This is a genomic window from Glutamicibacter endophyticus (assembly GCF_048457885.1).
GTDB lineage: Bacteria > Actinomycetota > Actinomycetes > Actinomycetales > Micrococcaceae > Glutamicibacter > Glutamicibacter endophyticus.
In genome coordinates this window covers 877,571-903,199 of the sequence record NZ_CP174200.1, presented here as the reverse complement: position 1 = coordinate 903,199, position 25,629 = coordinate 877,571, and the positions used below count along the sequence as shown (strand labels likewise).

24 protein-coding genes are annotated in these 25,629 nt (G+C 64.0%); 8 read left to right on the top strand and 16 right to left on the bottom strand.

Translation table 11 applies throughout. The features are described 5' to 3' along the window. Positions 1–68: 68 nt before the first annotated feature. Entirely contained in the window at positions 69–1,475 is a 1,407-nt protein-coding gene (locus ACJD00_RS04285) for a glycoside hydrolase family 3 protein (protein WP_418908633.1), read from the top strand. 156 nt (positions 1,476–1,631) lie between these two features. Next, positions 1,632–2,438, top strand: coding sequence for a glucosamine-6-phosphate deaminase (locus ACJD00_RS04280; protein ID WP_418908632.1), 807 nt, complete (start codon positions 1,632–1,634; stop codon positions 2,436–2,438). Here ACJD00_RS04280 and ACJD00_RS04275 read toward each other — a convergent pair. From ACJD00_RS04275 to ACJD00_RS04240, 8 genes are all read right to left on the bottom strand, one after another. Then, complete coding sequence (locus ACJD00_RS04275; RefSeq protein WP_418908631.1) at positions 2,435–3,052, bottom strand: nucleotidyltransferase family protein; 618 nt, start codon at positions 3,050–3,052, stop codon at positions 2,435–2,437. The genes ACJD00_RS04280 and ACJD00_RS04275 overlap by 4 nt on opposite strands. Further along, positions 3,042–3,836, bottom strand: coding sequence for an inositol monophosphatase family protein (locus tag ACJD00_RS04270; protein ID WP_418908630.1), 795 nt, complete (start codon positions 3,834–3,836; stop codon positions 3,042–3,044). Before ACJD00_RS04270 ends, ACJD00_RS04275 begins: the two co-directional genes overlap by 11 nt. Positions 3,837–3,838: 2 nt before the next feature. Then, positions 3,839–6,199 carry an NAD-dependent DNA ligase LigA gene (ligA, locus tag ACJD00_RS04265; RefSeq protein WP_418908629.1) on the bottom strand — a complete coding sequence of 787 codons (2,361 nt, stop codon included), beginning with the start codon at positions 6,197–6,199 and terminating at the stop codon, positions 3,839–3,841. Continuing rightward, on the bottom strand, positions 6,162–7,079 hold the full coding sequence (locus tag ACJD00_RS04260) for a PP2C family protein-serine/threonine phosphatase (RefSeq protein WP_418908628.1): 918 nt from the start codon (positions 7,077–7,079) through the stop codon (positions 6,162–6,164). Before ACJD00_RS04260 ends, ligA begins: the two co-directional genes overlap by 38 nt. Further along, complete coding sequence (locus ACJD00_RS04255) at positions 7,079–8,293, bottom strand: adenylate/guanylate cyclase domain-containing protein (protein WP_418908627.1); 1,215 nt, start codon at positions 8,291–8,293, stop codon at positions 7,079–7,081. The genes ACJD00_RS04260 and ACJD00_RS04255 overlap by 1 nt, the downstream gene beginning before the upstream one ends. After that, on the bottom strand, positions 8,290–8,838 hold the full coding sequence (locus tag ACJD00_RS04250; RefSeq protein WP_418908626.1) for a hypothetical protein: 549 nt from the start codon (positions 8,836–8,838) through the stop codon (positions 8,290–8,292). The genes ACJD00_RS04255 and ACJD00_RS04250 overlap by 4 nt, the downstream gene beginning before the upstream one ends. 84 nt (positions 8,839–8,922) lie before the next feature. Further along, complete coding sequence (locus ACJD00_RS04245) at positions 8,923–9,789, bottom strand: biotin--[acetyl-CoA-carboxylase] ligase (RefSeq protein ID WP_418908625.1); 867 nt, start codon at positions 9,787–9,789, stop codon at positions 8,923–8,925. A 42-nt stretch (positions 9,790–9,831) separates the two neighbouring features. Further along, positions 9,832–10,692, bottom strand: a complete 861-nt coding sequence (locus ACJD00_RS04240; protein ID WP_418908624.1) for an SDR family oxidoreductase — start codon at positions 10,690–10,692, stop codon at positions 9,832–9,834. 198 nt (positions 10,693–10,890) lie between these two features. Between ACJD00_RS04240 and ACJD00_RS04235 the strand changes: the two genes are divergently transcribed. From ACJD00_RS04235 to ACJD00_RS04210, 6 genes are all read left to right on the top strand, one after another. After that, on the top strand, positions 10,891–12,501 hold the full coding sequence (locus ACJD00_RS04235) for an acyl-CoA carboxylase subunit beta (RefSeq protein WP_418908623.1): 1,611 nt from the start codon (positions 10,891–10,893) through the stop codon (positions 12,499–12,501). Between the two features lie 28 nt (positions 12,502–12,529). After that, entirely contained in the window at positions 12,530–12,751 is a 222-nt protein-coding gene (locus ACJD00_RS04230) for an acyl-CoA carboxylase subunit epsilon (protein WP_309408386.1), read from the top strand. Positions 12,752–12,779: 28 nt separating this feature from the next. Then, positions 12,780–13,301 carry a GNAT family N-acetyltransferase gene (locus ACJD00_RS04225; protein WP_418908622.1) on the top strand — a complete coding sequence of 174 codons (522 nt, stop codon included), beginning with the start codon at positions 12,780–12,782 and terminating at the stop codon, positions 13,299–13,301. Between the two features lie 125 nt (positions 13,302–13,426). Further along, positions 13,427–13,933, top strand: a complete 507-nt coding sequence (locus ACJD00_RS04220; RefSeq protein WP_418908621.1) for a hypothetical protein — start codon at positions 13,427–13,429, stop codon at positions 13,931–13,933. Positions 13,934–14,003: 70 nt separating this feature from the next. Beyond that, on the top strand, positions 14,004–14,534 hold the full coding sequence (locus tag ACJD00_RS04215) for a hypothetical protein (RefSeq protein WP_418908620.1): 531 nt from the start codon (positions 14,004–14,006) through the stop codon (positions 14,532–14,534). Further along, complete coding sequence (locus ACJD00_RS04210) at positions 14,531–15,109, top strand: hypothetical protein (RefSeq protein ID WP_418908619.1); 579 nt, start codon at positions 14,531–14,533, stop codon at positions 15,107–15,109. The genes ACJD00_RS04215 and ACJD00_RS04210 overlap by 4 nt, the downstream gene beginning before the upstream one ends. 160 nt (positions 15,110–15,269) lie before the next feature. Here ACJD00_RS04210 and ACJD00_RS04205 read toward each other — a convergent pair whose 3' ends face one another. Genes ACJD00_RS04205 through ACJD00_RS04170 form a run of 8 tightly spaced genes read right to left on the bottom strand, consistent with a single transcriptional unit; the run spans position 15,270 to position 25,618 of the window. Next, the gene (locus ACJD00_RS04205) at positions 15,270–15,998 is read right to left on the bottom strand and encodes a hypothetical protein (RefSeq protein WP_418908618.1); all 729 of its coding nucleotides are present in this window, start codon (positions 15,996–15,998) and stop codon (positions 15,270–15,272) included. Beyond that, positions 15,991–17,565 (bottom strand): serine/threonine-protein kinase, encoded by a 1,575-nt coding sequence (locus ACJD00_RS04200; RefSeq protein ID WP_418908617.1) that lies wholly within the window; start codon positions 17,563–17,565, stop codon positions 15,991–15,993. The genes ACJD00_RS04205 and ACJD00_RS04200 overlap by 8 nt, the downstream gene beginning before the upstream one ends. Next, a complete protein-coding gene (locus ACJD00_RS04195) occupies positions 17,562–19,037 on the bottom strand; it encodes an FHA domain-containing protein (RefSeq protein WP_418908616.1) in 1,476 nt (491 codons plus the stop codon). Before ACJD00_RS04195 ends, ACJD00_RS04200 begins: the two co-directional genes overlap by 4 nt. Continuing rightward, positions 19,034–19,840, bottom strand: a complete 807-nt coding sequence (locus ACJD00_RS04190; RefSeq protein ID WP_418908615.1) for a PP2C family protein-serine/threonine phosphatase — start codon at positions 19,838–19,840, stop codon at positions 19,034–19,036. The genes ACJD00_RS04195 and ACJD00_RS04190 overlap by 4 nt, the downstream gene beginning before the upstream one ends. Continuing rightward, positions 19,837–20,961 (bottom strand): RDD family protein, encoded by a 1,125-nt coding sequence (locus tag ACJD00_RS04185; protein ID WP_418908614.1) that lies wholly within the window; start codon positions 20,959–20,961, stop codon positions 19,837–19,839. Before ACJD00_RS04185 ends, ACJD00_RS04190 begins: the two co-directional genes overlap by 4 nt. 3 nt (positions 20,962–20,964) lie before the next feature. Next, positions 20,965–23,328 (bottom strand): transglutaminaseTgpA domain-containing protein, encoded by a 2,364-nt coding sequence (locus ACJD00_RS04180; protein WP_418908613.1) that lies wholly within the window; start codon positions 23,326–23,328, stop codon positions 20,965–20,967. After that, positions 23,325–24,629: a DUF58 domain-containing protein gene (locus ACJD00_RS04175; protein WP_418908612.1), complete on the bottom strand. Its 1,305-nt coding sequence runs from the start codon at positions 24,627–24,629 to the stop codon at positions 23,325–23,327. The genes ACJD00_RS04180 and ACJD00_RS04175 overlap by 4 nt, the downstream gene beginning before the upstream one ends. An 8-nt stretch (positions 24,630–24,637) precedes the next feature. After that, positions 24,638–25,618 (bottom strand): AAA family ATPase, encoded by a 981-nt coding sequence (locus ACJD00_RS04170; protein WP_418908611.1) that lies wholly within the window; start codon positions 25,616–25,618, stop codon positions 24,638–24,640. Positions 25,619–25,629: the final 11 nt, after the last annotated feature.

The window sequence follows — 25,629 nt, the reverse complement described above, 5'->3', positions numbered from 1 at the left end:
TCATTGCAATCAACCCAGCACTGTTACCTAGCGCTCCTCCTCGCCCCGCCGGCCGCGAAAGGCAGAAAATGATCCAAGATAGTTCCGCCGAGACCCTACGGCGCCTAGCCGCAGGCACCCTCATGCCCGGTTTTACCGGTACCACGCTGCCGGAGTGGGTGGCCGAAGAATTCGACCGCGGCCTGGCCGCAGTGTGCATCTACGGCGACAACATTTCCACCCACGCGCAGCTACGTGACTTGACCGCCCAGATTCGCGCGGCCGCCCCAGAGGCCATTGTGGCCCTCGACGAAGAAGGCGGGGACGTCACCCGGATTCACTATCGCGACGGGTCGAACCAGCCGGGCAATGCCATCCTCGGACGCCTCAACGATTTGGAACTCACCCGCGCCAGTGCGCGCGCCATTGCCCGCGAACTGCGTTCGCTGGGATTCAATTTGAATCTGGCGCCAGATGCGGACATCAATTCCTGTGCCGAGAATCCGGTCATCGGAGTGCGCTCCTTCGGCACCGATCCCGACATGGTCGCCGCCCACACCGCCGCCTATACCGTGGGCCTACAAGGCGAGGGGGTGGCGGCCTGCGCAAAGCATTTCCCGGGCCACGGCGACACCAACGCCGATTCACACCTAACCCTTCCGGTGGTTTCGGCCGAGCAATCGTTGTTGGCACAACGCGAACTGGTTCCCTTCGTCAAGGCCATCGCTACCGACGTGGCGGCCATCATGACCAGTCACATTCTGGTCCCGGATGTGGATGCGCAGAACCCAGCGACGTTCTCGCGCACGATCTTGCACGAGTTACTGCGCGGCGGTTTGGGATTCCGCGGCGTCATCATCAGCGATGCGCTCGATATGGCCGGAGCCAGCGCGCACACCGGCATCCCCACCGCCGCCGTGCGGGCCCTGCAGGCCGGCGCTGACTTGTTATGCCTAGGCACCGGTACCACCGCGGAGAGTTTCGACGCCATTGTGCACGCAATCATCGAGGCGGTGCGCTCCGGTGCACTGAGTGAGTCCCGGCTGCGCGAGGCTACCCAACGCACTGCACAATTAGCCAGCCGCTTCCATCCGCGGGAAGTGTCGGCGCGCGGCGAAATACTACCCAACGGCCAGTGGAGCCGAGCCTTCGACCTGGGTTGCCGGGTCGAGGAGTGGATCAGCGACCCGGCACCGGTGCAACTGGTGCAGGTTGACTCGGCCAGTAATCCCGCAGTGGGTCACGTGCCGTGGGGATTGGCCAGCGTTGCCCCGACCGTCGGACTGGAAAACATCGTTACCGGTTCCAAAATCCTCTTGGCGGCCCGCGGACTGCACGCGAAACACCCGGCGCGCGCCACGGTGGAAACATTGCGCGCGGCTGGCCACCGAGTTCTCTTGGTCAACTTTGGGTGGCCCGCCGACGGGGCGGATGTCACGACGTTCGGTGCGTCCCCCGCGGTTGCCCGTTGCGTACTCAACCTCCTGACACCCTGAAAACTTGAGTGACGTCGCGTATCTTCACGCAAAGTTACTCAAAATAGGAGACGGAGGGTGGTTTGTGCCGCGTGCTCCGTGTTCCTTTCGATCGATGGCGATCACACTATCCGCCGCAAGGCGCCCATCCCCGACAGAGATTGGATAGCCACACAGATGCTCGTACTCATTGGTTCCTCGCCGCAAGAAGTCGCCCGCCTCGCCGCAGATCAGGTGCTAGCGGGGTTGAAATTCCACGGTGCCGGATCCGAGCCGGTCTTGGGCCTAGCCACCGGCTCCTCACCACTGGGGCTCTACCGTGAATTGGCCGTCGCTGTCAGTGAAGGTCGCGCGGATTTCTCGCGGGCGCAGGGATTCGCGCTCGATGAATACATTGGGATCCCCGATACGCACGCACAGTCCTACAGGCAGACCTTGATCAATGAGGTGTGCTCGGTCATTGGCCTGCCACGCGAGGGCCTGCATGTGCCATTGGGGGTAGCCGAGTCGGTAGCCGATCTCGAAAAAGCGGCCGCCGCGTACGACGAGTCGATCCGGCAGGCTGGCGGCGTGCAGGTCCAAATTCTGGGTATTGGCGCCAACGGGCATTTGGGATTCAACGAGCCAGGCTCCTCGCTGCGCAGTCGCACCCGAATCAAACGGTTGGCCGCCCAGACACGGGAAGACAACGCCCGCTTCTTCGAGGGAATCGATTCGGTACCCACGCACTGCGTCACGCAGGGGTTAGGCACGGTGCTCGAGGCAAAACGCCTGGTCCTGGTGGCTACCGGGCCAGGCAAGGCACAGGCCATCGCGGCCGCCGTGGAAGGTCCGCTCTCGGCTTCGTGCCCCGGCTCCGTGCTCCAGCTACATGAGGATGCGGTCGTGGTCCTCGACGAAGCGGCCGCCGCCGGCCTGACTCAGGTTCAGTACTACAACGATTCGGCCGCAGGCATCAGCGATGCGGATCTGCATCTGGGCTAATCCACCGGCCAAGGTTCCGCACGAAGTTGCGGCCAGCGGGCACTATATTCGGTGACCTTACGTTCGTAGACTTCCCGCGGAGCAATCCGTGTCCCCGGACGCAGGTGAAGTTCGAGCGCATCGTCGATTCCGTAGGGGCTATACAACCGGTAGCCGCCCTCGGCATCCACCGTCACGGCCAGCGCACAGCTGGTGACCGCAAAGCAGTCGATGGCCTGACGGCTATCGGCAAAGGGGTCAATGTCGTGCCCGAAGTGCTCCCGGTACCACAGGTGCACTCGGGCCTGATTGCGCACCTCGAGGTTGGCTTCAAGATCCTCGAAGTGCGCGGCCACGCGGCGGATGACCTGGTCCTCGGCCCGCCACCGAAGGTCGGCATCGTCAAAATAGAAGATGTCGTAATCCTTGATGCCAAACCCCGGTGGCTGGCCGGTGCGGGCGTTCCATACGTTTTGGAACACCGCCCCGGCAGTCAGCCACCAGTCCTTGAGTCCAAGGCTCGGCAGGCGTTCAAGTAAAGCCCAGCACACCGGATCGGCGAGTACCGCCTCGAGCACGAACCGCCGCTGTGCCGGCTCATCGCCGGCCGCCAGAGGTGGGTGGTTAGCGTCCATCCGATGCCGGAAGCTTCGAGGGATCCACGTGCCCCGCGTACTGCCATCCGGGGCTCTGCTCCGGGCGCACGACTTTGGCTCCGGCTTCCTCCGCGATCAAGGCTCCGGCGGCCCAGTCGTATTCTTGGGTGCCGTACTCGGCGTAGGCCTCAATGGCGCCCTCGGCCACTAGGCAAAGGTCCAACGCGGCCGAACCGATGCGGCGCACATTGACGTAATCAACCATGAGGTTCTTGAGCACCTCGGCCTGAAATTGGCGGCGGGTAGCGTCATACCCAAAGCCCGTGGCAATCACCATCGCGTCGCTGGCTTCGGCTGCGTGCAACCGCTCCAGCTTTGAGCTCTTCACATCCAACTTCCAGGCGCCCAAACCGTGTCCGGCGAAATATTCGACGCCAAGGGCTGGGGCGTGGATTGCACCGGCCAGCCATTTGCCGTCGGATTCGCGGCGCACGGCCACCGATGAGCAGTAGTACGCAATATTGCGCACGAAGTTAACGGTGCCATCAAGCGGGTCGATGCTCCAACGGTATCCACTGGGATGGGTGGGCCGGGCACTGGGATACTCTTCCCCGGTGAGTTCATCGTTGGGTCGCGTGGTCAGCAACACGCGCCGAATCGCTTCCTCTGCTGCACGGTCAAAATCAGTGACCCAGTCGCCAGCGGCCGACTTATCCTGCAGGTTGAACTCGGCTACCTCGCGCCGAGCTAGCACCTCGGCACCGGCAGCAGCGGCCCGGCGGGCCAACAGCACCAGCGGGTCGTGATTGATCGGCTCGGTCATAGTTATTCCGCCCCAATTCTGGCCACCTCGCGGGCGGCCTCCGGTCCCTGCTCCAACAATACGGTGAACCCTGCCTCGTCCAAGACGGGCACGGACAAGGACAGCGCCTTATCCAACTTCGAGCCAGCGGACTCACCGGCAACCACGAAGTCGGTCTTCTTCGACACACTACCGGTGGCCTTACCACCACGAACAATAATTGCTTCCTTGGCGGTGTCACGGGAGTAATGTTCCAACGTTCCGGTGACCACGATGGACAGCCCCTCGAGGTGCTTGGTGATGCTCTGATCGACCTCGTCTTCCATGCGTACCCCGGCACGCTTCCAGGCGGCGACGATCTCTCGATGCCAGTCCACGGAGAACCACTCGACGATGGCTTCGGCGATAATCGAACCAACGGAATCGATATTGCTCAGTTCTTGCACCGCATCCGGAGTCTCAAGCACCTCAAGCAGCGCGTCCATCGAGCCGTAGCGGGTGGCCAGCGCGCGGGAAGCATTCGGTCCAACATGTCGGATTGATAGCGCCACCAGCACACGCCATAGTGGATTGGCTTTGGCCTTTTCCAGCTCTTCGAGCAGCTTAAGCGTATTCTTCGTCGGTGCCGGCTCCTTGGTCTTGGTGCCACGCGTGTAGAAGTAGGGAACGAGTTCAAAGACCCCGGTCCCCTCCCCCTTCGAACGCTTTTCGCGCCACACCTTGACCTGAGCCAGCTCCTCGAGCTTGTCCTTCAGGTCAAAGATCTCCGCCTCGTTACGGAGCGGACCGGGACCGGCCGGCAGAATTTGCCCACCCTGGGTGGCCGGGTCCGGGCCCGGGCCACTGGTCAGTGCCATGGCGGCCTCATAACCCAGCGCTTCGATATCCAACGCGTTGCGGCCCCCGAGATGCGCTACACGTTCGGTGAGCTGCACCGGGCAGGTTTCGGAGTTCATGCACCGAATATCGACATCGGATTCCTTGGCCGGAGCCAACGGGTAGCCGCAGGAGGGGCAGTGCGTCGGCATGACAAAGGGACGAAGATTCTCTTCATTTCCCTCGCGCAATGCCAGAACCGGTCCGACAATTTCCGGGATAACGTCGCCGGCCTTACGCAGGATCACGGTGTCGCCGATGAGCACGTTCTTGGCTTTGACTACCTCCTGATTGTGCAGGGTCGCTCGCGACACGGTAGAGCCTGCCACCAGCACCGGTTCCATGACGCCGAAGGGCGTCACGCGCCCGGTGCGCCCCACCTGCACTTGGATGTCGAGCAGCTTGGTGTGGACCTCCTCTGGCGGGTACTTATAGGCCACCGCCCAGCGCGGCACGCGGGAGGTGTACCCCAGCTGCTCCTGGGTTGCTAGGGAATCGACCTTCACCACGATGCCGTCAATATCGTGAATCAGTTCGTGGCGTTGTTCGCCATTGCGTTCAATGAACGCCAGCACTTCGTCGAGGGTGGAGACCACGACCGAATACGGTGAGACGGGAAGGCCCCAACCGCGCATGAGTTCGTAGGCTTCGGACTGGTTGCTCAACCCGAGCTCCTGATTGCGTCCCAGCCCGTGGACGAACATGCGTAGCGGGCGTTTTGCGGTCTGCTCGGGGTCTTTTTGCCGCAGCGAGCCCGCCGCGGCATTGCGCGGATTAGCCAGTGGCGCCTTGCCTTGGGCGATCAACGCTTCGTTGTAGGCGTTGAAGTCATCGGTGGCGATAAACACCTCTCCACGTACTTCGAGCTCGGCGGGCCAACCTTCTCCGGAGAGTGTCTGTGGGATGTCGGCAATGGTCAGTGCGTTATGGGTGACGTCTTCACCGGTCGTGCCATCGCCGCGGGTAGCTGCCCGCACGAGTTTGCCGTCCCGGTACGTCAGATTGAGCGCGAGCCCATCGATTTTGACTTCGCAGAGCCAAGCCGGGGCAGATTCCGGGTGCAAACGTCGGGCGTTGGCTTCGGCGCGTTCCAGCCAGGCGGTGAGCTCCTCGAGGGAAAAGACATCCTCGAGTGAATACATGCGGGTGGCGTGGGTGACCGGGGAGAAGGCGGCGCTGACCTCGCCTCCCACCTCCTGGGTGGGTGAATCTCCCCCGGCGAGGATCGGGTAGCTGGCCTCGAGGGCCTGAAGTTCGTGGAAGAGTGCATCATAATCGGCATCGGCGATTGTGGGCGCATCTTGTTGGTAGTAGGCCTCGCGGTGCTCGCGGACCTGCTGTGCCAATTCGCTGTGACGCTCACGGACCTCGGTCGGCGGTAGCTCGCCGCCGCTGGCTGGGGCTGAAGAATTTTCACTCACGTATCTTATTCTGCCCCACGGACCTGACCCTTTGGCCGGTGCGGCGCGCTTACTCGGCGAGCACGTCCACAACCACCACGGCCACATTGTCTCGGCCGCCGGCCTCGACCGCGGCGCTGACCAGCGCGGCGGCTGCCGCGTCCCGGTTGCGGTAGGAAATCAGCAATTCGGCGATGGATTCAACGGACAGTTCGCCGCTGAGCCCGTCGCTGCACAATAGGTAGCGGTCCCCTACCCGTGGGCGCAGCACGGTGGTGTCGGGGTGGCTGTCGGCTCCGGCGCCTAGGGCCCGGGTGATGAGGTTGCGGTGCGGGTGGTTGCGGGCTTCGGCCTCGGTGATCTGCCCGGCATCCACCATTTCCTGCACCGCCGAATGGTCGCGGGTCAGTTGCACCAGCTGACCGTTGCGTAGTCGGTAACCACGTGAGTCGCCGACATTAACGAGCAGTAGGGCTCGTCCCTTGGCCTTGGGGTTGTCTTGGCCGCGCAAATTATCGGCCGCCTGACGTCGATATTCCTCCAAGGCCTGCGGGGTAATACGACGCACCACATCGGTGTTCGGGCCACGCTGGTAGCTTCCGGTCCACGGCGGTACCGCCGAGGGCACCGGCTGGGTTTCCTCGCTCGGCTCTTCGGCGCCGATCATGCAGAGCATGCACAGTGTGGTGCCGCCGCGCGCCTCGAGTGCGTCGCGGATCCGGTCATCGGCCAGCTGCACCTGACGGACTACCTGTTGTTGGGTCAGTACCGCCGGTTCGCTGGTTTTATACACCAGCACCTGAAGCTCTTCGAGGGTTTCCACGGCGAGTTGGGCCGCGACCTCTCCGGCCTCGTGTCCGCCCATTCCGTCGGCGACCGCCTGAATATGCTCGGTCACCAGATAGCGGTCCTGGTTCTCGGTGCGTCGCAATCCGACGTGGGTGCGCCCAGCGGCGGCCAGTTGAAAGCGTGTACTTGGCCCACTCATCAGTCAATCACCAGCCGTCCGCCTTCGCCCGCGGACAGGTCGAAGGGTTGAATGTCCCCGAATCCGCGCACACTGGTTATTTCTCGGGCGGTCAGCACAAAGCGCGGATCGCCCTTGAGCGTGTTTGCGGTAATCGCGTCGGTCAGCACGCTACCAGGTTCGGCCAGCGAGGTCAGCCGTGCGGCGAGGTTCACCGTCGGTCCGTAGATGTCACCTAGTCGGGAGAGGATGCGCCCCCACACCACGGCGACTCTGGTTTTCGGCAGGAGTTCGTCGGCTTCGAATTCCTTGGACAGGGCCAGCGAAATCTGGGCTCCGGCCTGTGGGGTTTCGGCCACGAAGAGCACTTCGTCGCCAATGGTCTTAACCAGGCGTCCGCCACCGATGGAGATGATTTCGGCACACTTCGATTCGAAGCGCTGGACCAGTTGGGCCAGCGTGCGTTCGGTCATGCGGCGCGAGAGCGAGGTATAGGAAACGAGGTCCGCGAAGCCGACCGCACGAGCCAGCGGCAACGGGGTGTCGTCATCATCCCCGGAGTCCTGGGCATACGCGGCCACCCCGGTTTCGGCTCGCAAGGCCAACCGGTGAATGCCGGCATTGAGCTGACGGCGGTAGGAATAGTTCAGCAGTTCCTCGAGCGGGGAAATGATCTCCGGCAAGATTTCGATCAGCTGCCGCCGTGCCTGCCGGTCGGACATGTTCTGGTTGGCGATCATGTCCTCGATGATCGCCTCGATCTGCCAGACCACCATGCGGTCGGTCATCTGTCCCACCGAGCGCATCAGCGAGATCGCGGTCTCTTCGGTCAGTTTGCCTTCGCGCACCAAGGAGACCATGGTTTTCAGGGCGTGCTCGTCACCGCGGGTGAAGAAGACCTCATCATCGCTGAGTTCGGGGAATCCGATAGCGCGCCAGAGTTTTCGGGCGGAGTGCAAGGAAATGCCCGCATCGGCGGCAACGTCGCGACGCTTGAATTCACGAGGTCCCCCGATCAGGCGCTCTTCAAGTTCGCTGACGAGATTCTTCACGTCCTTTGGGGTGCTCTCGGGCACCTGCAACGGAGACTTGAGCGCCTGGGTGAGCTCGGCAATGGGGTCGGCGACCACATGGTTTTCGTGCGCGGTGTGTTCACGGGCCTCGCGGGCGGCCTCACTGGCTGCCTGCGGGGAGTTATCGATGCGAGTTTCCTTGTTCGCGGCCGTTTCGCTCATGCCCCAAGCCCCTCACTGTTCAACTCGTCGCGTCGTCCCCCGCGAATCTCCTGACGCAACCGCATCATGTGTTCCATGGTCAATTCCCTGAAGTAGCCCACCGCTGGAACATTGGTTAACCGCACATAGCCATGTTGCAAGACGATATCCAGCGTCCCCGGGCGCCGTTCGGCTTGCCCGTGTTTGGCATGAGCCACCACGTCACGCACCGAATAGAGGCCGAGCGACTGCATCCGTCCGGCATTGGTCGAACTGCGGTAAAAGATTCGTTGATTGGTCAGCACGATGCGGCTACGCGACCACCGCAGGAGCGGAGCCACGCACCAGATCAGCACCAGCACCACCCACAGAATGGCGATCAACACGAGGATTACCGAGGTGTTCGCACGCAACCATTCGGAGAGGTCATCACGGGTAAAGTAGCCGACCAAGAAGGCACAGATGGCGCTGAGCAGTAGCAGTGCGACGAACGGCTGACGCAAGACGCGGGCATGTTCCCGGGTCTTGACCACGACACGTTCTTTTTCCTGCAACGGCAGTTTCATCCCTGAGCCTCTCGCCCCCTGCCCTGTCATGCCTGCTGTGACCACCGCTTACTATTCTAGTCCCGGAGCGGGACCGCGCGCCGGTTAGGCATACTTACCATCGGCGCGGCGCACGTGATGCACATCGCCGGCCAGGACATGGTGGCGTGTGCCGTCGGAGGCGCGTACGGCCAGTCCGCCGTCTCGCTCAAGTTCTAACGCCTCACCGGTGACCTTGGTTCCATCCGGGAATTCGACGTTGACGATTTGGCCCAGCGTGCGTAGCCGGTGTTGCACCAGGAGTCGCAGGCTCTCGTTCTTGCCGGCCAGCGGAGTGTCGGCCTGTCCCCCGGCGGCGCGGAAGGCGGCATCGAGTGCGGCAAAGCGGCGCAAATATTCCGCCAGGAGCTCAGTGCGGTCCACGCTGCCGCCGGAGGCGATGCGCAGCGAGGTGGCGGTGTCCACCGGAAGTTCCTCGGGGTGCTGGTCCACGTTCATTCCGGTGCCCACCACGACCCCGAGCCCGCTGGGGGTCGTCACCAGCTGGGCGAGAATACCGCAGACCTTCTTCTGCCCAACGAGCAGGTCATTGGGCCATTTAATGCCCAGCTGAACGTCGCAGACCTTTTCCACGGCCTCGCTGAAGGCCAGCGCTGCGAGCATGGTGTACCAGGACAGAGCCTCAATACCGAGCGTGGGCTTGGGTGCCACGAGTACCGATACGGTCAAGGCCGAGCCCTTGGGGGTCACCCAGGTGCGTCCTAGGCGCCCCTTGCCCTGCACCTGGTGCTCGGCGCAAAGTACGCTCAAATGCCCGGCCGCACCGGAGGCCGCCGCGGCGGCGAGATCCTCATTGGTCGAACCGGACTCGGCCACGATGTCGACCCGGGCAAGACCGAGGTGCTGGGCCAGGGCGGGAAAATCGTCGCGGCGTAGCGCACCACGGCTCTCCGAATTGGCATTGTGCGTCATAACTCAACCCTAGCCCAGCATCATCGGCAGCGGATGCTGTGGTTACGAAAGGAAGATATCTTCTTCGAGCTCATGCTCCGGATCGATGGCATAGGCCGAGAAGTCGTTCAGTCCTCCGGCGGCAAGGACCTGTTCATCGGTGAAGAAATTGCCGCTGACCGATGCCGGGTCCGAGGCCAGGATGCTCAGCGCGGCATCGGCGACGATCTGCGCGCTGCGGGCCCCCTTGATCATTTCCATGCCGCCGGGCAGGTTGCGAATGGCGGCGGTGTCGATGAGCGTGGCCGGCCACAGCGAATTCACGCCGATGCCATCGCCGCGTAATTCTTCGGCTAGACCCAGCGTGGTCAGCGACATCCCATACTTGGCCATGGTGTATCCCAGGTGTGCTCCGGCCCACTTCGGGTCCAGATTCAGCGGCGGAGACAGCGTGAGAATATGGCCATGCTGCGAGGCACGCAGGTGCGGCAGGGCGGTTTTGGACAGCAAGAAGGTACCGCGCACATTAATATCGGCCATCAGGTCGTAACGCTTCATATCCAACTTGTCGGTGGGAGCGAGATTGATGGCGGAGGCGTTGTTGATGACGATGTCGATCCCGCCGAAGGTCTCCACCGCGGTGTCGACCACACGTTGCACGTCGGCGTCCACACGCACATCGCCCACTACCGCCAGGCCCTGTCCACCGGCGGCGTTGATCTGCTCGACGGCGGTATGGATCGTTCCCTCGAGGGTCGCGTGCGGGGTGTCCGTTTTGGATAACAGGACAATGTTGGCCCCGCGTTTGGCCAGTTCGAGGGCAATGGCTAGGCCGATGCCGCGACTGCCGCCGGACATCACGACGGTGCGGCCACTGAGGTTTTCGGGGCGTGGTGCGATCACGCTACGGGTTGCTTCACTCATGTGACTCAGGTTACTCGAGAATTCGCCACGAAGCTACTGGAGAGTAACTTACGGGAGCCGGCGCTTTATGCCACGCGGAGACATTTTGTAAGATTCCTACAACAGATTGCACCCAATCGACGGCTAGACTGGCGAGGATGGCATTTTGGATTGTGCCATTCCTACACATAACGATCGACCCGAAAGGGAGCCAACGGCATGACGCAGGGCCACACCGAGCTGGAGACGAGCATCGATCTATCCACCACCGCTGGCAAACTCGCCGAGTTCCGGCGCCGGCAGGCATTGTCTCAGGCCCCATCCGGTGAGGCGGCAATCGAGAAGCAGCACGCACGCGGCAAGAACACCGCCCGCGAACGCATCGACATGCTCCTCGATGAGGGCTCATTCGTCGAGTTCGACGCCCTGGCCGTACACCGCTCCACCGCCTTCGGCATGGAAAAGAAGAAGCCCATGGGCGATGGCGTCGTCTCGGGCTACGGCACCGTCGACGGCCGACTCGTCGCCGTCTACTCGCAGGACTTCACCGTCTACGGCGGCTCGCTCTCCCAGGTCAACGGCGAGAAAATCGTCAAGGTTCAAGAATTCGCGCTGCGCAACGGCTGCCCGGTCGTGGGCATCAACGACGGCGGTGGCGCCCGCATCCAGGAGGGCGTGGCCTCGCTGGCCATGTTCGCCGATATCTTCCGCAATAACGTCCACGCCTCCGGCGTGGTCCCGCAGATCTCGCTGATCATGGGTCCCTGCGCCGGTGGCGCGGCCTACTCCCCGGCACTGACCGACTACGTGATCATGGTCGACAAGACCAGTCACATGTTCATCACCGGCCCCGACGTCATCAAGACCGTCACTGGCGAAGACGTGGACATGGAAACCCTCGGTGGCGCCCGGCAGCACAACTCCACCACCGGCACCGCCACCTACCTGGCCTCCGATGAGTCCGATGCCATTGAGTTCTGCAAGGAACTGCTCGACTTCCTGCCATCTTCCAACCTGGCAGATGCGACGGTCGCCGATTTCGAGGAGGAACTCGAACTCACCGAGGAAGATCTGGCCCTCGACACGCTGATTCCCGACTCCGCGAATCAGCCTTATGACATGCGTGCGGTCATCGAATCGGTACTCGATGACGGGCACTTCTTCGAAATGCAGGCCCTCTACGCGCCGAACGTCATCATCGGCTATGGCCGCGTCGAGGGGCATACCGTGGGTGTGGTGGCCAACCAGCCCATGCAGTTCGCCGGCACGCTGGACATTGCCGCCTCGGAGAAGGCCGCCCGCTTTGTGCGCAACTGCGATGCCTTCAATATCCCGATCGTGACCCTTGTCGACGTGCCGGGCTTCCTGCCCGGTAAGGACCAGGAGTTCCAGGGCATTATCCGCCGCGGCGCAAAGTTGCTCTACGCCTACGCCGAAGCCACCGTGCCGAAGCTGACCGTGATCACCCGCAAGGCCTACGGCGGCGCATACATCGTGATGGGTTCGAAGAAGCTCGGTGCGGATCTGAACCTGGCATGGCCCACCGCGCAGATTGGCGTCATGGGCGCCGCCGGTGCCGTGAACATCCTCTACCGCCGCGATCTGGCCGCCGTCGAGGCCGAGGGCGGAGATGTCGAGGCCCGTCGCAAGCAGATCATTGACGACTACGAGGCGGAGCTGCTCAACCCATACCAGGCCGCCGAGCTGGGCTACATCGACGCGGTGATCGCCCCTAGCGACACCCGCCTGCAGCTGGTGCGCGGCTTGCGTGCGCTACGCGAAAAGCACGCCACGCTGCCGCCGAAGAAGCACGGAAACATCCCGCTCTAAGCCGCCGACGCCCAGAGGAACCACCACGATGAGTACTCACACCACCGCCGAGGCACAGCCACTGCTGTCCGTCACCAAGGGCAACCCCACCCCCGAGGAACTCGCCGCGCTCACCGCGATCGTCGCGTCGTTGGCAAACCGGCCGGCCCCGGAGGCCCAGCCAGCTCCGGCCAAGCGTCGTGTGGCGCGCATCCGCAAGCGTCGGGCGCTCACCACCCCGCGCCTGTCATGGAACCTGGGGCGGCGCTAACCGCGCCAAGCAAGGATAGGCTAGCGGCATGTTGCTGCACACCGAACGGCTGCGGCTTCGGGAACTGAGTACCGAAGATTTCGCAGCCGTTCATGCTTTCGCTTCCGACCCCGAAGTCTGCCGCTATTCGCCATGGGGACCGAATAGCGAGCAGCAGACCCGCGACTTTATTCACTCCGCCATCGCCGAAGCGGACAGACATCCACGAACCCGCTTCACTCTGGCCATCGAGTGCAACACGCAAGTGATCGGCGCGGCCAGCTTCACCCGCCTCGATGCGGAACACGGCGAAATCGGTTACACACTGGAGCGGAACTTCTGGTCGCGGGGCTACGCCACAGAAGCGGCCCAAGCCCTGCTTGACTGGGCACTCAACACCGGTGGCTGCCTCAGCGTCATCGCCACCTGCCGACCCGAGAACATCGGCTCTTGGCGCGTCTTAGAGAAGATCGGGATGCGTCGTGAGAGCCTGCTGGCCCAGCATATATGGATCCGGGACCACCTCGAAGACTCCTACCTCTACCGCTCCGGTTCCGCGCCGGTTAGCTGAACCCACGGGTCCTACATTTACTGCTAAGTAACGATTCGGCCACACTCGATTCGCGAATCACTAAAATCGTTTGATATGCACTACTGTCATATTTCATAGCGTCTGCTAAAAAATACGCTTGAAATGTGCCTTTAGAGGGGTGGGAATTGCGCACCAAACACTTTATCGCTGCTGCTCTGGTCTTCGGTTCGCTGACTCTGACCGCGTGCACTTCTACCCCCTCACCATCCGAACCCACGCCCCGATCCCCGGCCCCGGTAACACCGAGTCGGCCCGAGTTGGTGGATCCGCTCGGCGAAATCTCGGATGTCTCCTCTGCCCTATACCGCGAGGAATCCGCCAACCCCGTGCTCCACGTACAAGGTCACGGCCCCGCGACGTACACCTTCGAGCTAGAGCACGACCCAGTCGCTGTCGAATATTTCCTAGCCTGCACCCCGCAGAGCCAGTACAAGGTCACGGCCTCCGGATTCTTTGCCAGCGGCTGCATCAATGAATTCAATGCGACGGGGCAGATTCCGGTCAGCACCGATGAACAAGAGGCCGGGCAGGTCACGGTCACCGTCGATATCGCGGAGGAAACGACCTACTGGCTCGTGGGCATTCCCGTCTTCGAGATTTCCGGTGGCTAAGCTCGCCGACTTTGGCTACTTACACCTACGCCATCTCCTACCCGCTAGTCGCCCCGATAGAAGGACCCTTGTGAACAGAAGACCCGTCGCCGCTACGAGTCTGCTTTCCCTCGCCGCTGTTTGTCTGATTCCTGCCAGCGCGCTGGCCTCTGATATGGCCGATGAAACACACGCGGCGAGTTGCAGTTCCCCCGTCGCGGAATATCACCCGCGCACCGAAACCGTTGACCGGCAAGGCTCCAGCAACGCGGTCTTTCTCGATAATCGACGCGGGACCACAAAAACGTCGGCAAGGCTCGAGGTGGCTCCCGACCCTGCAACGGAGGAACTACTTTCCTTCGAGCCCACCGATGATCTCTACACATTGGTGGAGCAAATGCGCCCCTTCCTCTTCGGGAGCACCGGGGAAGCCTATTGGGAACGCTATCCCACCAGTGTCGATCTCATCGCTCCGGTAAACACCATCGTCTCTGCTCAGCTGATCTCTAGCACGCATATCTTTGAGGGCGATGCCCCCGAATCAGCGGCGGCGTGCGTCGGCGCGTCGGACGGTGGCACCAATCAGGACGTGGTGGAAACCATGGGATGGAGTACCTGGTGAACGCATTTCGCTCTCGACGCGCTGGCCTCTTGCTAGCGCTTGGCACAATACTTGTCGGCGCATCATGCTCGAACTCGGCAACCGAAGCGCCGCAGGCACAGGCCACCGAACGGCCCCTTCCGTCGGTGGAATCCAATGAACCGGTCGCGGTACCGTCCGAGTCCGACCCTTCGCATTCTGGTCCGCTGACCCACTACGTGCCAGAGGGCGAGCAGATCCTAGGTTACGTCGATGATAGGACCGAGGATGCCCTGGTGGCAGAGTTCGTGGTCGTTAAGCCGGTCCTCGCGGTCTACATCCGCTGCGAAGGCTCTAGTCAGATAACCCTCAAGGTCAAAAACCACGGCAATTTTCCGCTGAATTGCGGTGGCGCTGCCGTCCCCTCGCTCAATGAATTCGCCCTCAAGAATCTGGAGCGCACTGCAGTGTCCGTTGAGATTCAGGGCCCGGTGCGCTGGTCCGCCACCGTCACCGCGCTCACGACCGAGCAGCGCAAGTACACCGAACCTCCCGAAGAACTGCCCATCGATGAATCCGATGATGACACTGTGGCCATCGATGACTATGAGGACTAAGCCGAGGATGGCACTGAGAGCTGGATTGGCGTGTTGCGGTGCTCGAGCTGTCGCTGTCTTGGCTCGTGGCCCTCAGCCTGATCGTGATCGCTTTTAAACGATGCCTCGAGCCGCCTTCCACCCTCCAACGGTGACCCTATGGAGCGTGGAAGGCCACGTGCTAGTCGTCGGCGCCGAGCTCCAGTTCCAGTAATTTCAAATCCGCGCGAGTCACCAGGTGCGAACTGACCGCGTGTTCCACGAGGCGAGCCTTGCGATTGGTCGCCAGTTTCCCGGGCCCGCCACGCAACCCAACGATCCCGGCCTTATCCAATTTGTCGCAAACATTGTCGAGTTTGCGGTTGAATTTCGTGATGCTCCAGCCCAAGCGTTCGGCGGCCGCAGCGCTGGAGGGAATCGCGCTGAGCCCAGTTCCATCGCGGCGTAGCATGGGTTCGGCGAGCGCCACCACCAGGGCCCGCTGCGCCGAGGTCAGGGTCACCGGACCTATGGTGGTGGCCCCGTCGGGATCCCCGGCCAGGGGTTCCTGCCGGAAGGTCGGTTGGGCCACGTGGATGGCGAACTCGTAGGTGGTGGGCCCAGCGGTGAAAACCACCGAGGTCCGGTTGAACACCAGCGGCAGACGTGCCCCGGGTGAGAGCCACGCCTGCAGTCCCCCGGTTTTATCGGCGATCGTTGCGGTTAACCGGGCACCAATATTCGATAGCCACCACATGCCCTCATACTGTCCCACGGTCAGAAACTGGCGGTGCAGATACGGGTTGTCGTCCACCGCCAGGTCTCCCTCGCGGCCGATGGTAAATAGTTGCCCTTCGGCGACCGGGAACCACTGGCCGCAGTATTCGACATACACGTCTTCGGCAGGTTGCGTTTCTTGGCAACTATCCATGGTTCTCCTCCGCACAGGCGCGTCTGGGCTCGGACACGCTACCACCATTCTTGCGCACGAGTTTGACCTCGATGCAGGTTTGTCCCTTGGCTCGCGGCAAGGTGGCGCTGGGAGCGTCGGTTTTCTGCGCGTCTCCGGTCTCGGTGGCCGTCACCGGCGCCCACATATAGAAGTCCCCGTCCATCGGGTCGGGGTTCTTCCAGGTGAAGGTGACGTTCTTGCCCACGCTGGAGTGTTTAAGGTCGGTGACCTGCGGGGCGTTGGCCCCGATAATCGGGTCCTTCGGATCGAGTGAGGCGTTGATCGGCGGGGTGCTGCTGCGTGGATCTTCGTCGGTATCCCCGAGCAGGTTGGCGCCGATCGCGACCGAAATGATCAGCGCCAGCGCCAACGCGACACCAAGCAGGGCCTTGGGCATTTTGCGCCGTACCTCCAGCGGTTCCGCCACGGCCGCATCCGGTGCCTCCACCGGCACCTGCTGATCACCACGTAGCGGCGCATCAAAACGCTGCGAGACATCCGGCTCATCCACCGGTGCCGGGGTTCCTGCCTGATCCGTTGCCCGTGGGGCGGGGGCGCGCCGTCCGGGCACCGAGGAGATCAGCGGTCCGGAGCCGCGGGGTCGCTGTGCATCCTCGATGGAGGTGACACTGCGCACCCGGGTGGACTCCCCTTCCTCCTCGGCGGGGTTGTGCGCGCCGTGCTCTTCGAGCACCTCGAAGGGGGTGACGGACAGGCCCAGCTCGGCTTGAATTCGTTGCAGCGAACGGGCCAGTTCGGCGGCCGACCCGAAGCGGGCCGCCGGGGATTTGGCCATGGCCACCGCCAGGGCCTGATTCAATGACTGCGGCACGTCGGGGCGCTGCAGCGGTTGCAGTTCGGTATTGGTGATGCGTTCGATCAGTGTGGTCTGCGAATTATCGCGACCCGGGCGCACGAACGGCGAGTGCCCGGCAAGCACGGTATAAATCGTGGCACCGAGCGAGTACACGTCCATCCGGACACCGGGCGGCGTGCCGCCTTCGAAGGCCTCGGGCGCCGACCAAGGGATCGACAGGCCCGCTACCTCGGAACCGATGGTGCCGGAGATACCGAAGTCGGTCAGTGCCGGCCGGTTGTAGTCGGTGGTCAGCACGTTCGCCGGTTTAATGTCGCGGTGAATAATGCCGGCTAGGTGTGCGGTTTGTACCGCAGAGCAGATCTGGATCCCCAGCGACAGGGCTTCGTCCACGCTGAGCACCGAACGCCGGTAGCGCGCGTCGAGACCGGGCCGCGAGCAGTACTCCATGGCGAGGTAGGAGCGCGAGTCCGCGGTGATCTCCGCCTGGTAGATGGTGACGATGTAGGGGTGGGTGGAGAGCTGCGCCATCAGGTTCGCCTCGGCCTCGAAGCGCGCACGGGCCTCCGCTTCGCTCACATCGGCCAGCAAAACCTTGATGGCCACCTTGCGCTGGGGTCGGTGCTGCTCGTAGAGGTAGACGTCGGAGAAGCCCCCGGTGCCCAGGGGCTTGATATAGCTGAAGCCCGGAATCTGCGGGGCTGGCGCCGGAGGGCGCCGCGAACTCACGGAAGCTCCTCGAATCGCAGGCTCACGCCATCGCCCAGATCGGCCACGTCTCCGCTGAGCAACAGCACCGACTCCGCCTTGCCAAGCCGGCGAGGTGCCTGTCCTTCGCGTAAGAGCACGGTGCCGTTGGTGGCCCCGAGATCGACGAGTTCCACATGCCATCCTTCGATGCGCACCTGCAGATGCGAACGGGAAATGTCGCCGCTGGGGCTGTGCACCTTCATCAGTTTCGGCTCCGGGGTTCCGGTGAACCCTTGGGCGCTGGGCTGGCGGCCGACAATCACCGAGCGGGTCAACTCATGGGAGGACTCGCTCTGCCCCGATTCGTCGGAGACGAGCATGCGGCCCATGGCCGGTTTACGCACCTGCCGGGCCTCCCCGCGCAGGGCAGCGCCGCAGCTGCGGCAGCTCGAAGCCGTGGGCGGGTTCGGGTGGCCGTCGGCGCAGACCCGGGCCAGCACGAATTCGTTGGGTTCCGCGCTCACCGGCGCCCCGGCCAAGGAGATGGACTCGCCCAGCGAACCGGAATGATCGCGTGGGGCGCTACGAATGATGGTGTCCCCGTCCCGGTCCGGATCCGGGAGCTCATCGGGCGCGGCAACGGCGGCCGGGCGCGGCTTGAGGATGGTGTCCGAATCATCGGCGTCGACCGGCTCATATTCGGTGGCCGCATCGCCGCGACGTCCGAGCAACTCGCTGGCCAAGGACAGTTCGTCGGTGCCGGTGGAATGTTCGTACACCTCGGGGTCCTGGGTATCTTCCGGTGCCTCGTCCGCTTCGGGCTTGCCCGCCGGGTCCTTCACCCCGGCGGTTGCCGCCGGTGCCTCCTTGGCTGCGGCCGGCTCGACGACGGCTTGGGCCCGCGTGGGTGCCTCGGTGCGATCCGGGGTGCTGCTGGCCTGCTCGGTGGCTGGCTTCGCTGGCGCACTGGCCAGCTGCGTCACCTCCGCATCCGCCTCGGGACCGGCGACGTCATCGGTGGCCGGTGCCGCGACGTTCTGCACGGTGCCCTCCGATTCGGTCTTAGTCTCGGATGTGGATCCGAAGCTCAGCGCGGCGGCGCGCACCACGCCCTCGTTGATGGGAAGCTGCTGCCCCTCGGGGGTCTCGGCGTGCAGGCTGGCCGTCCAGGAGCCCAACGCGGCGAAGCGCCGTTCCTGCCAGGTGGCGATGTCGGCTCCGCTGGCGGTTTCGCTGCCGGCACCGGTGTGGCCGGTGAACGTCGCGGTACCGCGCACCACGACGTGGGCGGCCTGCTGCCGCGAAATTATCGCGAAGTCGGGTAGCTCGTTGATTTTCATCTCGACGCTGCCCAGCAGGGCCGACAGCAACGATTCGACGCTGGCTTCGGGGCTCAGACTCGACCACAGCCGATCGAGCAGTTCCGGCTCGGTGCCCGCGGGCAGCATGAGGATGTGACCGGTACCCACCAGGGCATACCCGTCGCCGGGGAGGTAACGCAGGCTGTTCATGATTTCTCCTCTGTGTCGGTCGTGATGATCTGGCGCGGTACGGTGATGTCGATGTCGTCGGGGTGCCCGGCTGCCACATCGGCAACGATCACGCTGATATTATCGCGTCCCCCATTGCGCAGGGCCGCCTGGATCAGTTCGTCGGCGGCCTGTTGCGGGTCCGGGAAGCGGGCGAGCACCTGTTGCATCTGCTCGTCGCTCAGTTCCCCGCTCAGCCCGTCGGAACATACCAGGAGCCGGTCCCCGGCCTTGACCGGGAGCATCCAAAAGTCCGCGCGGTTATCGGCGCGCATCCCCAACGCCCGGGTGATGACATGGCGGCGCGGGTAATCGGCGGCCTCACCGGCACTGAGCCGACCACTGTCCAGTAGCTCCTGCACCTCGGAATGATCGACCGTCACCTGTTCGAGTAAGCCATCGGCCATCCGGTAGGTACGCGAATCCCCCACGTTAAAGATCAGCCACTGCGGTTGCCCCTCCGGGTAGATCACTGCCGCTCCGGACACGGTGGTGCCGGCGCGGGCCGACCCGGCCGCAAGGATGGCCCGGTCGGCGCGCTGCAGCAGGTCATCGATCAGCTGGGCATCGATGAGTCCGTGGGCCTGCCGCACCCCTTCGGCGAAGGTTTGCACGCACACCGAACTGGCCACGTCCCCGGCGGCATGTCCGCCCATGCCGTCGGCGACCAGCAGCAGCGTGTCGGTGGCGAGCATGCTGTCCTCGTTCAAGGCGCGGCGCAAGCCACGGTCGGTGCTTTGCCCGTGGTGCAGCGCCACCCAGTGCTCTTCGGGAACCGCACTCACGCGCGTTCGACCTTAAAGTTACGCTCTCCGAAGTACACGGTCTGTCCGGGGCTGACCTGTTGGGGCTGCCCCGGCACCAGATCACGCGTGCCGCCCTGGCCATCGACAATGTAGGAGCCATTGGCCGACTGGCGGTCGGTAACCCACAGACCACTGGCACCGGACTGCACCAGCAGGTGGGTTTTCGACACGGTGCGCTCCGGGTCATCGAGGCTAATCAGCTCGTCCACCTGTTCGCCTTCGGCCGGGGCCGGGTTGCGGCCGATCAGCGCACTGTGCTCGATGGTGAGCGCTTGGCCGTCGTCGAAGTGCAGCACCATTACCGGATCCCGCTCGACGCGTAGCCGGGTGGAGCCAAGTTCATCGTCCGGATCGGCATGCTCTGGCACCGGGGCCGAAGCCGGGGCCGCTGCGTTAACCTCGGAGATGACCTCGGCCTTGGCGGGGCTGGGCTCTTCGTTGGCCTGTCGGATGGCGCCGGGCACCGAATCGATTACGGCCGGTCCCGCAAACTCTGGCACGTCCTCAGGGTCTTCCGGCGCGTCCACCGCACGCTCATCCTCATCGTGTGACTCCGGCTGTGCCGGCGAAGGGTCATCCTGCGGGGCAAAGGACTGCGGTCCGGCAATTCCACCGGAGGTCAGCGGGTCGCGGCCGGCGGCGACGTCCAGCACCAGGGTGCCGGCGGCCTTATCGTGCCAGCCCTGGCGTTTGCCGTTGGCGTCGAAGAGGTTGGAGATCACCATCAGCACCGGGCCGACCACCGGGATAATTCCGGCAACGGCGATCAACAAACGCCGACCGATCACCTTACCCCAACCGGGCAGGTTGCCTTCGAGATTCGTGGTGCGCAGCTTGAGCAGGAACTGGCCCGGGGTCTTGCCGCTCGTGGCCTCCCACCACCAGATCCCCACCGTATAAGCCAGCGACAGCACGCCAAAGAGCAGATAGGTCCCGGCAATCTGTCCGAGGATTTGCGGGTCAACGGCGGCCTGCAACAACTTGGAACTGATGATCGGCATGAAGATCGCCGCGAGAATAATCAGCGGCACGCTGTCGAGCAACCAGGAGAGCAATCGCTGGGTTGCGCTGGCATCCACCAGGTTCATTGTTTGTGCCATGGCTTACTCCTGTGGTTGTTCGAAACGGTTACGGCGCGGGCGACGGGGTAGCCGCCCGGAGGTGGACAGTGCACCGGCCACCTCGTGGACGAGCGAGCGCGGGGAATATTTGGCGCGCAGCCGGCCGAAGAAGCCACGTGAGGCCTGCATCTCCTTGGCCTGGCGATGCACTTCTTCCCAGTAGCTACGCACCTCTTCCTCGGTGGGCTGCACCGGTGAGAAGCTGGCCGCATCGGCTCGGCGGGCCAGGTTCAGCACCGGTTCGCTCATGGCGGGGAAGCCCCCGGCCACCAGGCGCGCATTCTCCGAGCGGGTGGCTCCCACACGGCTGATGACTTGATGGTCGGTGGCGGTACTGAGGATTTCCTGCCAGCCGCCGGCCATGCGCTGTTCGGGACCGCCGGTGCGTTCGCGGCGGCGGCGACGGCGTACCTTCAGCAACAAGATCAGCAGGAAGGGCGAGGCCAAGACGAGCAGTGAGCCGGCCGAAATACCGATAATGCTCACCAGCACTCCCCAGCGTTCCCACCAGGTCTGCGGTTCCTCTTCGACCTCTTGGGGTTCCGGCGCGGTCTCTGGCGGCAGGTCGGCTTCTTCCTGCCCCGGAGGTGGCGGTTGCAGCACCTGCGGCTGCGGCACGGCTTTGGGTTCCTGCTCCGGCGGTGTGGGCTGTTCATCATCGTCTGGGGTCGGGTCAAAGGCCACCCAGCCCACCGATTCGAAGGCGATCTCTACCCACGCGTGCACATCCGAACCGGTCAGCTCCACCGCACGTTGCGGGGCGTACTCTTCGGGGTAGAAACCCATCACCACGCGGGCCGGGATGCCCTGTTCGCGAGCCAAGAGGGCCATGGCCGCGGCATACTGCTCATCATCGCCGATCATCTGCTCGGCATCGAGCAGGCTCGTTATGCGCCCGGCACCATGCCCGGAGAGCGAGGGAACCTGCCCCTCGGCTCCGTTGGAGAAGAAGCCCGTATTCGCGAAGGTGCTCTCGAGGCTGCGTGCCCGGTTCAGGTCCCCTTGGGCCGAACCGATGAAGTCCACGGCCTTGGCCCCCGCCAGCGGCGGCACATTCGCCAGTTCCGGTAGGCGCAATTCGGCGAAGTTCAACTCCGCCAGCTGTTCGTCGCTGGGTCGCGGCGGGAAGTACACCTGGGCGGTATAGGCATCGCCGGAGCGCAGGCCGATGGAACTCAGCGCGGTTTCGGCCTCGTCGCTGTAGAACAGCGAGCGAGCCAGCTCGTCGCGGCGTTCCCCGGTCAGCTCGAGCCCGGCGAGCTTACCGCCGGCCGGCAGCCATACGCCCTGATAGTCACGAATTTCAATCTGCAGCTCGCCCTGGTTGCGGCTGCTGCCGCCCTCGGCCGAGCGAATATCGCTCGAATCACCGACCGGGGCGAAATTGCCGCCGGACTTCGGGTCCACGGAAAAGACCATGCCGTTGTAGGAGTCCAGGGCCGCCAGCCGAATGCGTTCGCCTTCCGGAAGCCCCTTGACGGTGAGCAGCGTGTCATCGGCCATGTTTTTCACGTATTTACGGAAACGTGTCAGCGGGCTTGGGTAGTCGTAGAGGTCTACCGGCGGCTCAAGCGCATCACGCAGCACCTGACGCGGGGTTTGCGGGCTGATGAGTGGGGCCGCCGCGGCGGTGAGCACCCCGGCCCCGGCCAACACTAGTGCGCCGATGGCTACCCGGCGCAGCCGGAGCTGGTGCCCGCCGGCAAGGTCCTCCGGCGCATGATTGAGCGAGCGGAAACCATCGCTGACGATCTGCGCCACATAGCGCCGCCAGGCCAGCCAGCCCACGAGTACCGCGATCAAGGCGACGCCGCGCACCACCGGCATCGGCACATCGCGGGTGCCAAAGACGATACCCACCACGAACATCGCCAGCACCGGTAGCAGCGTGAGATAGGGCGAACGCAGATGCCAGGCGGCCAGCCCGGTGAGTAAAGCGGTGAGCAAAGTGGAGAAAAAGGCCACGATGAGCACGCCCCCGAAGGAACCCACCGGTGGGGCAACGGTGAGCATGTCTTTCCAGGAGAACACCAGCCCGGCCAGCAGGGTGCGTAGCGATTCGAGGGTCGGCAGCACCGAGTAGGCGGCCTCGCGCGGGGTCGCCAAGGGGGTACCGAGCAGCAGGTAGAGCACGGCGAAGCCGGCGGCGGTACGCCAGGTGCCCAGCCGGAACCACACATTGGCCCAGGCAAGCCCGAGCCCGGCAACGATGCCGCCGATGGCGGCCAACAGGAAGGCTAGGCTGCCGCCGTAGGCGTCGAAAAGCCCCAGGGCTCCGAGTAGTAGCGCCGCGCCTAGGCAGGCTGCGTCGACGCAATAGCGCCAGAGGGGGAGCGGGCGGCTCATGCGACGGCCCTTCGCAACATCAACCCCAGCTCGTCGAGGTTTCCGAGGGTCAGTACGGTCAGCTCACCGATGCTGGCCCGCGCCGGTGCCAGCCCCAGCCCACAGCGGATCGCGATGGCACGTACCCCCACCGGCACATGCATCCACGCTTCACGCAGTTCGCGCGCCGTGGTTTGTGCGCCGGTGAGCATGAACATCACCGAGGCGCCGGGAACCGCATCTGCGGTGTGGCGCACCACATCCACCACGTTTTCTCGCAGGCCCGCACGCACCTCCAGACGGGTTAGCCCGTCCATCAGGTGACGCCCGGTGTCGGCGCGCACCGGTCCGAACTGGCTGTAGACGTCCAGTTTGCGCTGTTCCACCGCGGCCTGCAGCCCGATCGAGGCGGCCACCGAAATGGCCAGCTCCACATCTTCGAGCGCTTCCGCATGGGTTCCGTAGTCCCCTAAATTCAGCGAGAGGGCAACGGCCAGATGCGAGCGGCGGGTTTCCTCGAACTGCCGCACCATGAGTTCGCCGGTACGGGCTGTGGACTTCCAATGAATATGCCGCCGGTCATCACCAGGCTGGTAACCGCGCAGGGCGTGAAAGGACACATCCGAGTTCGACAGGTCGCGGGTGGGCATACCCTCCAGGTCGCGGATGAAGCCGGCCGAGGAACCATCGAGTCCGGTGGTTTTCGGGTGGATGAACAGCTCGTAGGTGTCCGTCCAACGCACCTGGCGGCGTAGCAGGCCGAAGGGGTCCTGGCGTACCGAGCGCACCGGACCAACCTCGAGCACCTGGCGGCGACGGGTGGGAATGGTAAACAGGTCTTCGTGGCTGTCCCCGGGGTCTAGCCGTGGGATACGGAATTCCGCGGCCCCGGCGCCGACCGGCAGCTCCATCATGACTCCGGCCGAACTGCGTGCGGCCCGGTTGCGCACCCGCATCGCGCCCACGGCGCGGTCTCCCACGGCCACCCGGGTGCGGTTTAGATCCAGGCTTACCTCAAAGTCGCTACGACCCAGAATGAACCCGACCCCGACCACCAACAGCACGCTGGCCATGAAGGCCCCGAGCAGTGCTTCCTGCCAGCCGAAGCCGGCGCCAAGCACCCAGAGCAGTATTGCGGTGCCGGCCACCACGAAACCCAGCGGGGAGACCACGCGGGCCACCGGGGACAGGTAGCTTTGGCTCACGGCCCGCACCCGATCGCCCAGTGGGCGCAGGTATTGGCCGAGCACCGCCGAGCTTTCGCTCAGCAGGCTCGGTACTTTTCCGGCGGCGCGGCGTAGCGCGGCCCGTCTGCTCATCATGATATGCCTTAGGCCTCGCTACCGCGGCGGGTTGGGGCCGGTACTTCACGCAGCACCGCGTCAATGACTTTTACGGCGGTGGCCCCGGTGAATTCGGCCTCCGGGTCCAACACCAGACGGTGGGTGAACACGTGCGGTGCCAGTTCCTTAATATCGTCGGGCAACACATAGTTGCGTCCCTGACCGGCGGCCCACACCTTCGCCGCGCGCACCATGGCCAGTGCGCCACGCACCGATACGCCCAGCCGGGTTTCCGAGGCCTCACGGGTGGCTTCGCACAGTGCCGCGACATAGTCCAGCACGGCCTCATCCACGTGCACCCCGGTGGCTAGGTCTGCCATTTCGGCCAGCGCCTCGGTGGTGATCACCGGGCTGAGCGCCGCGGAGCGATCCTTCTGGGCGCTGCCGGTGAGCAGGGCCACGGTGGCCGCACGGTCCGGGTAGCCGATCGAGGTTTTGATCAAGAAGCGGTCCAGCTGAGCCTCGGGCAGGCGGTAGGTGCCGGCCTGTTCGATGGGGTTCTGCGTGGCGATCACCATGAAGGGGCGGGCCTGCGTGTAGGTGGTGCCGTCGACCGTGACTCGGCCCTCCTCCATCACTTCGAGCAGCGCCGACTGGGTTTTCGGGCTGGCGCGGTTGATTTCGTCGGCCAGCACCAGGTTCGCGAAAATCGGCCCGTGATGGAACTCGAAGGACTGGGTGCGCTGATCGTAGATGGTAATGCCGGTGACGTCGCTGGGCAGCAGATCCGGGGTGAACTGAATGCGCGAGTTCGTGCCCTTCACGGTGGCGGCCAGCGAGCGCGCCAGCATGGTCTTGCCGGTGCCCGGAGCGTCCTCGAGGAGTACATGCCCCTCGGTCAGTAGCGCGGTGAGCACCAGCCTGATCGTCTGCTCCTTGCCCAGCACCGACTGGCCCACATTGGACACCAGCTTGGCGAAGGTATCGCAGAACCAACTGGCCTGCTCGGTGCTCATCGTTCTCGACATGGTCTCTCTTT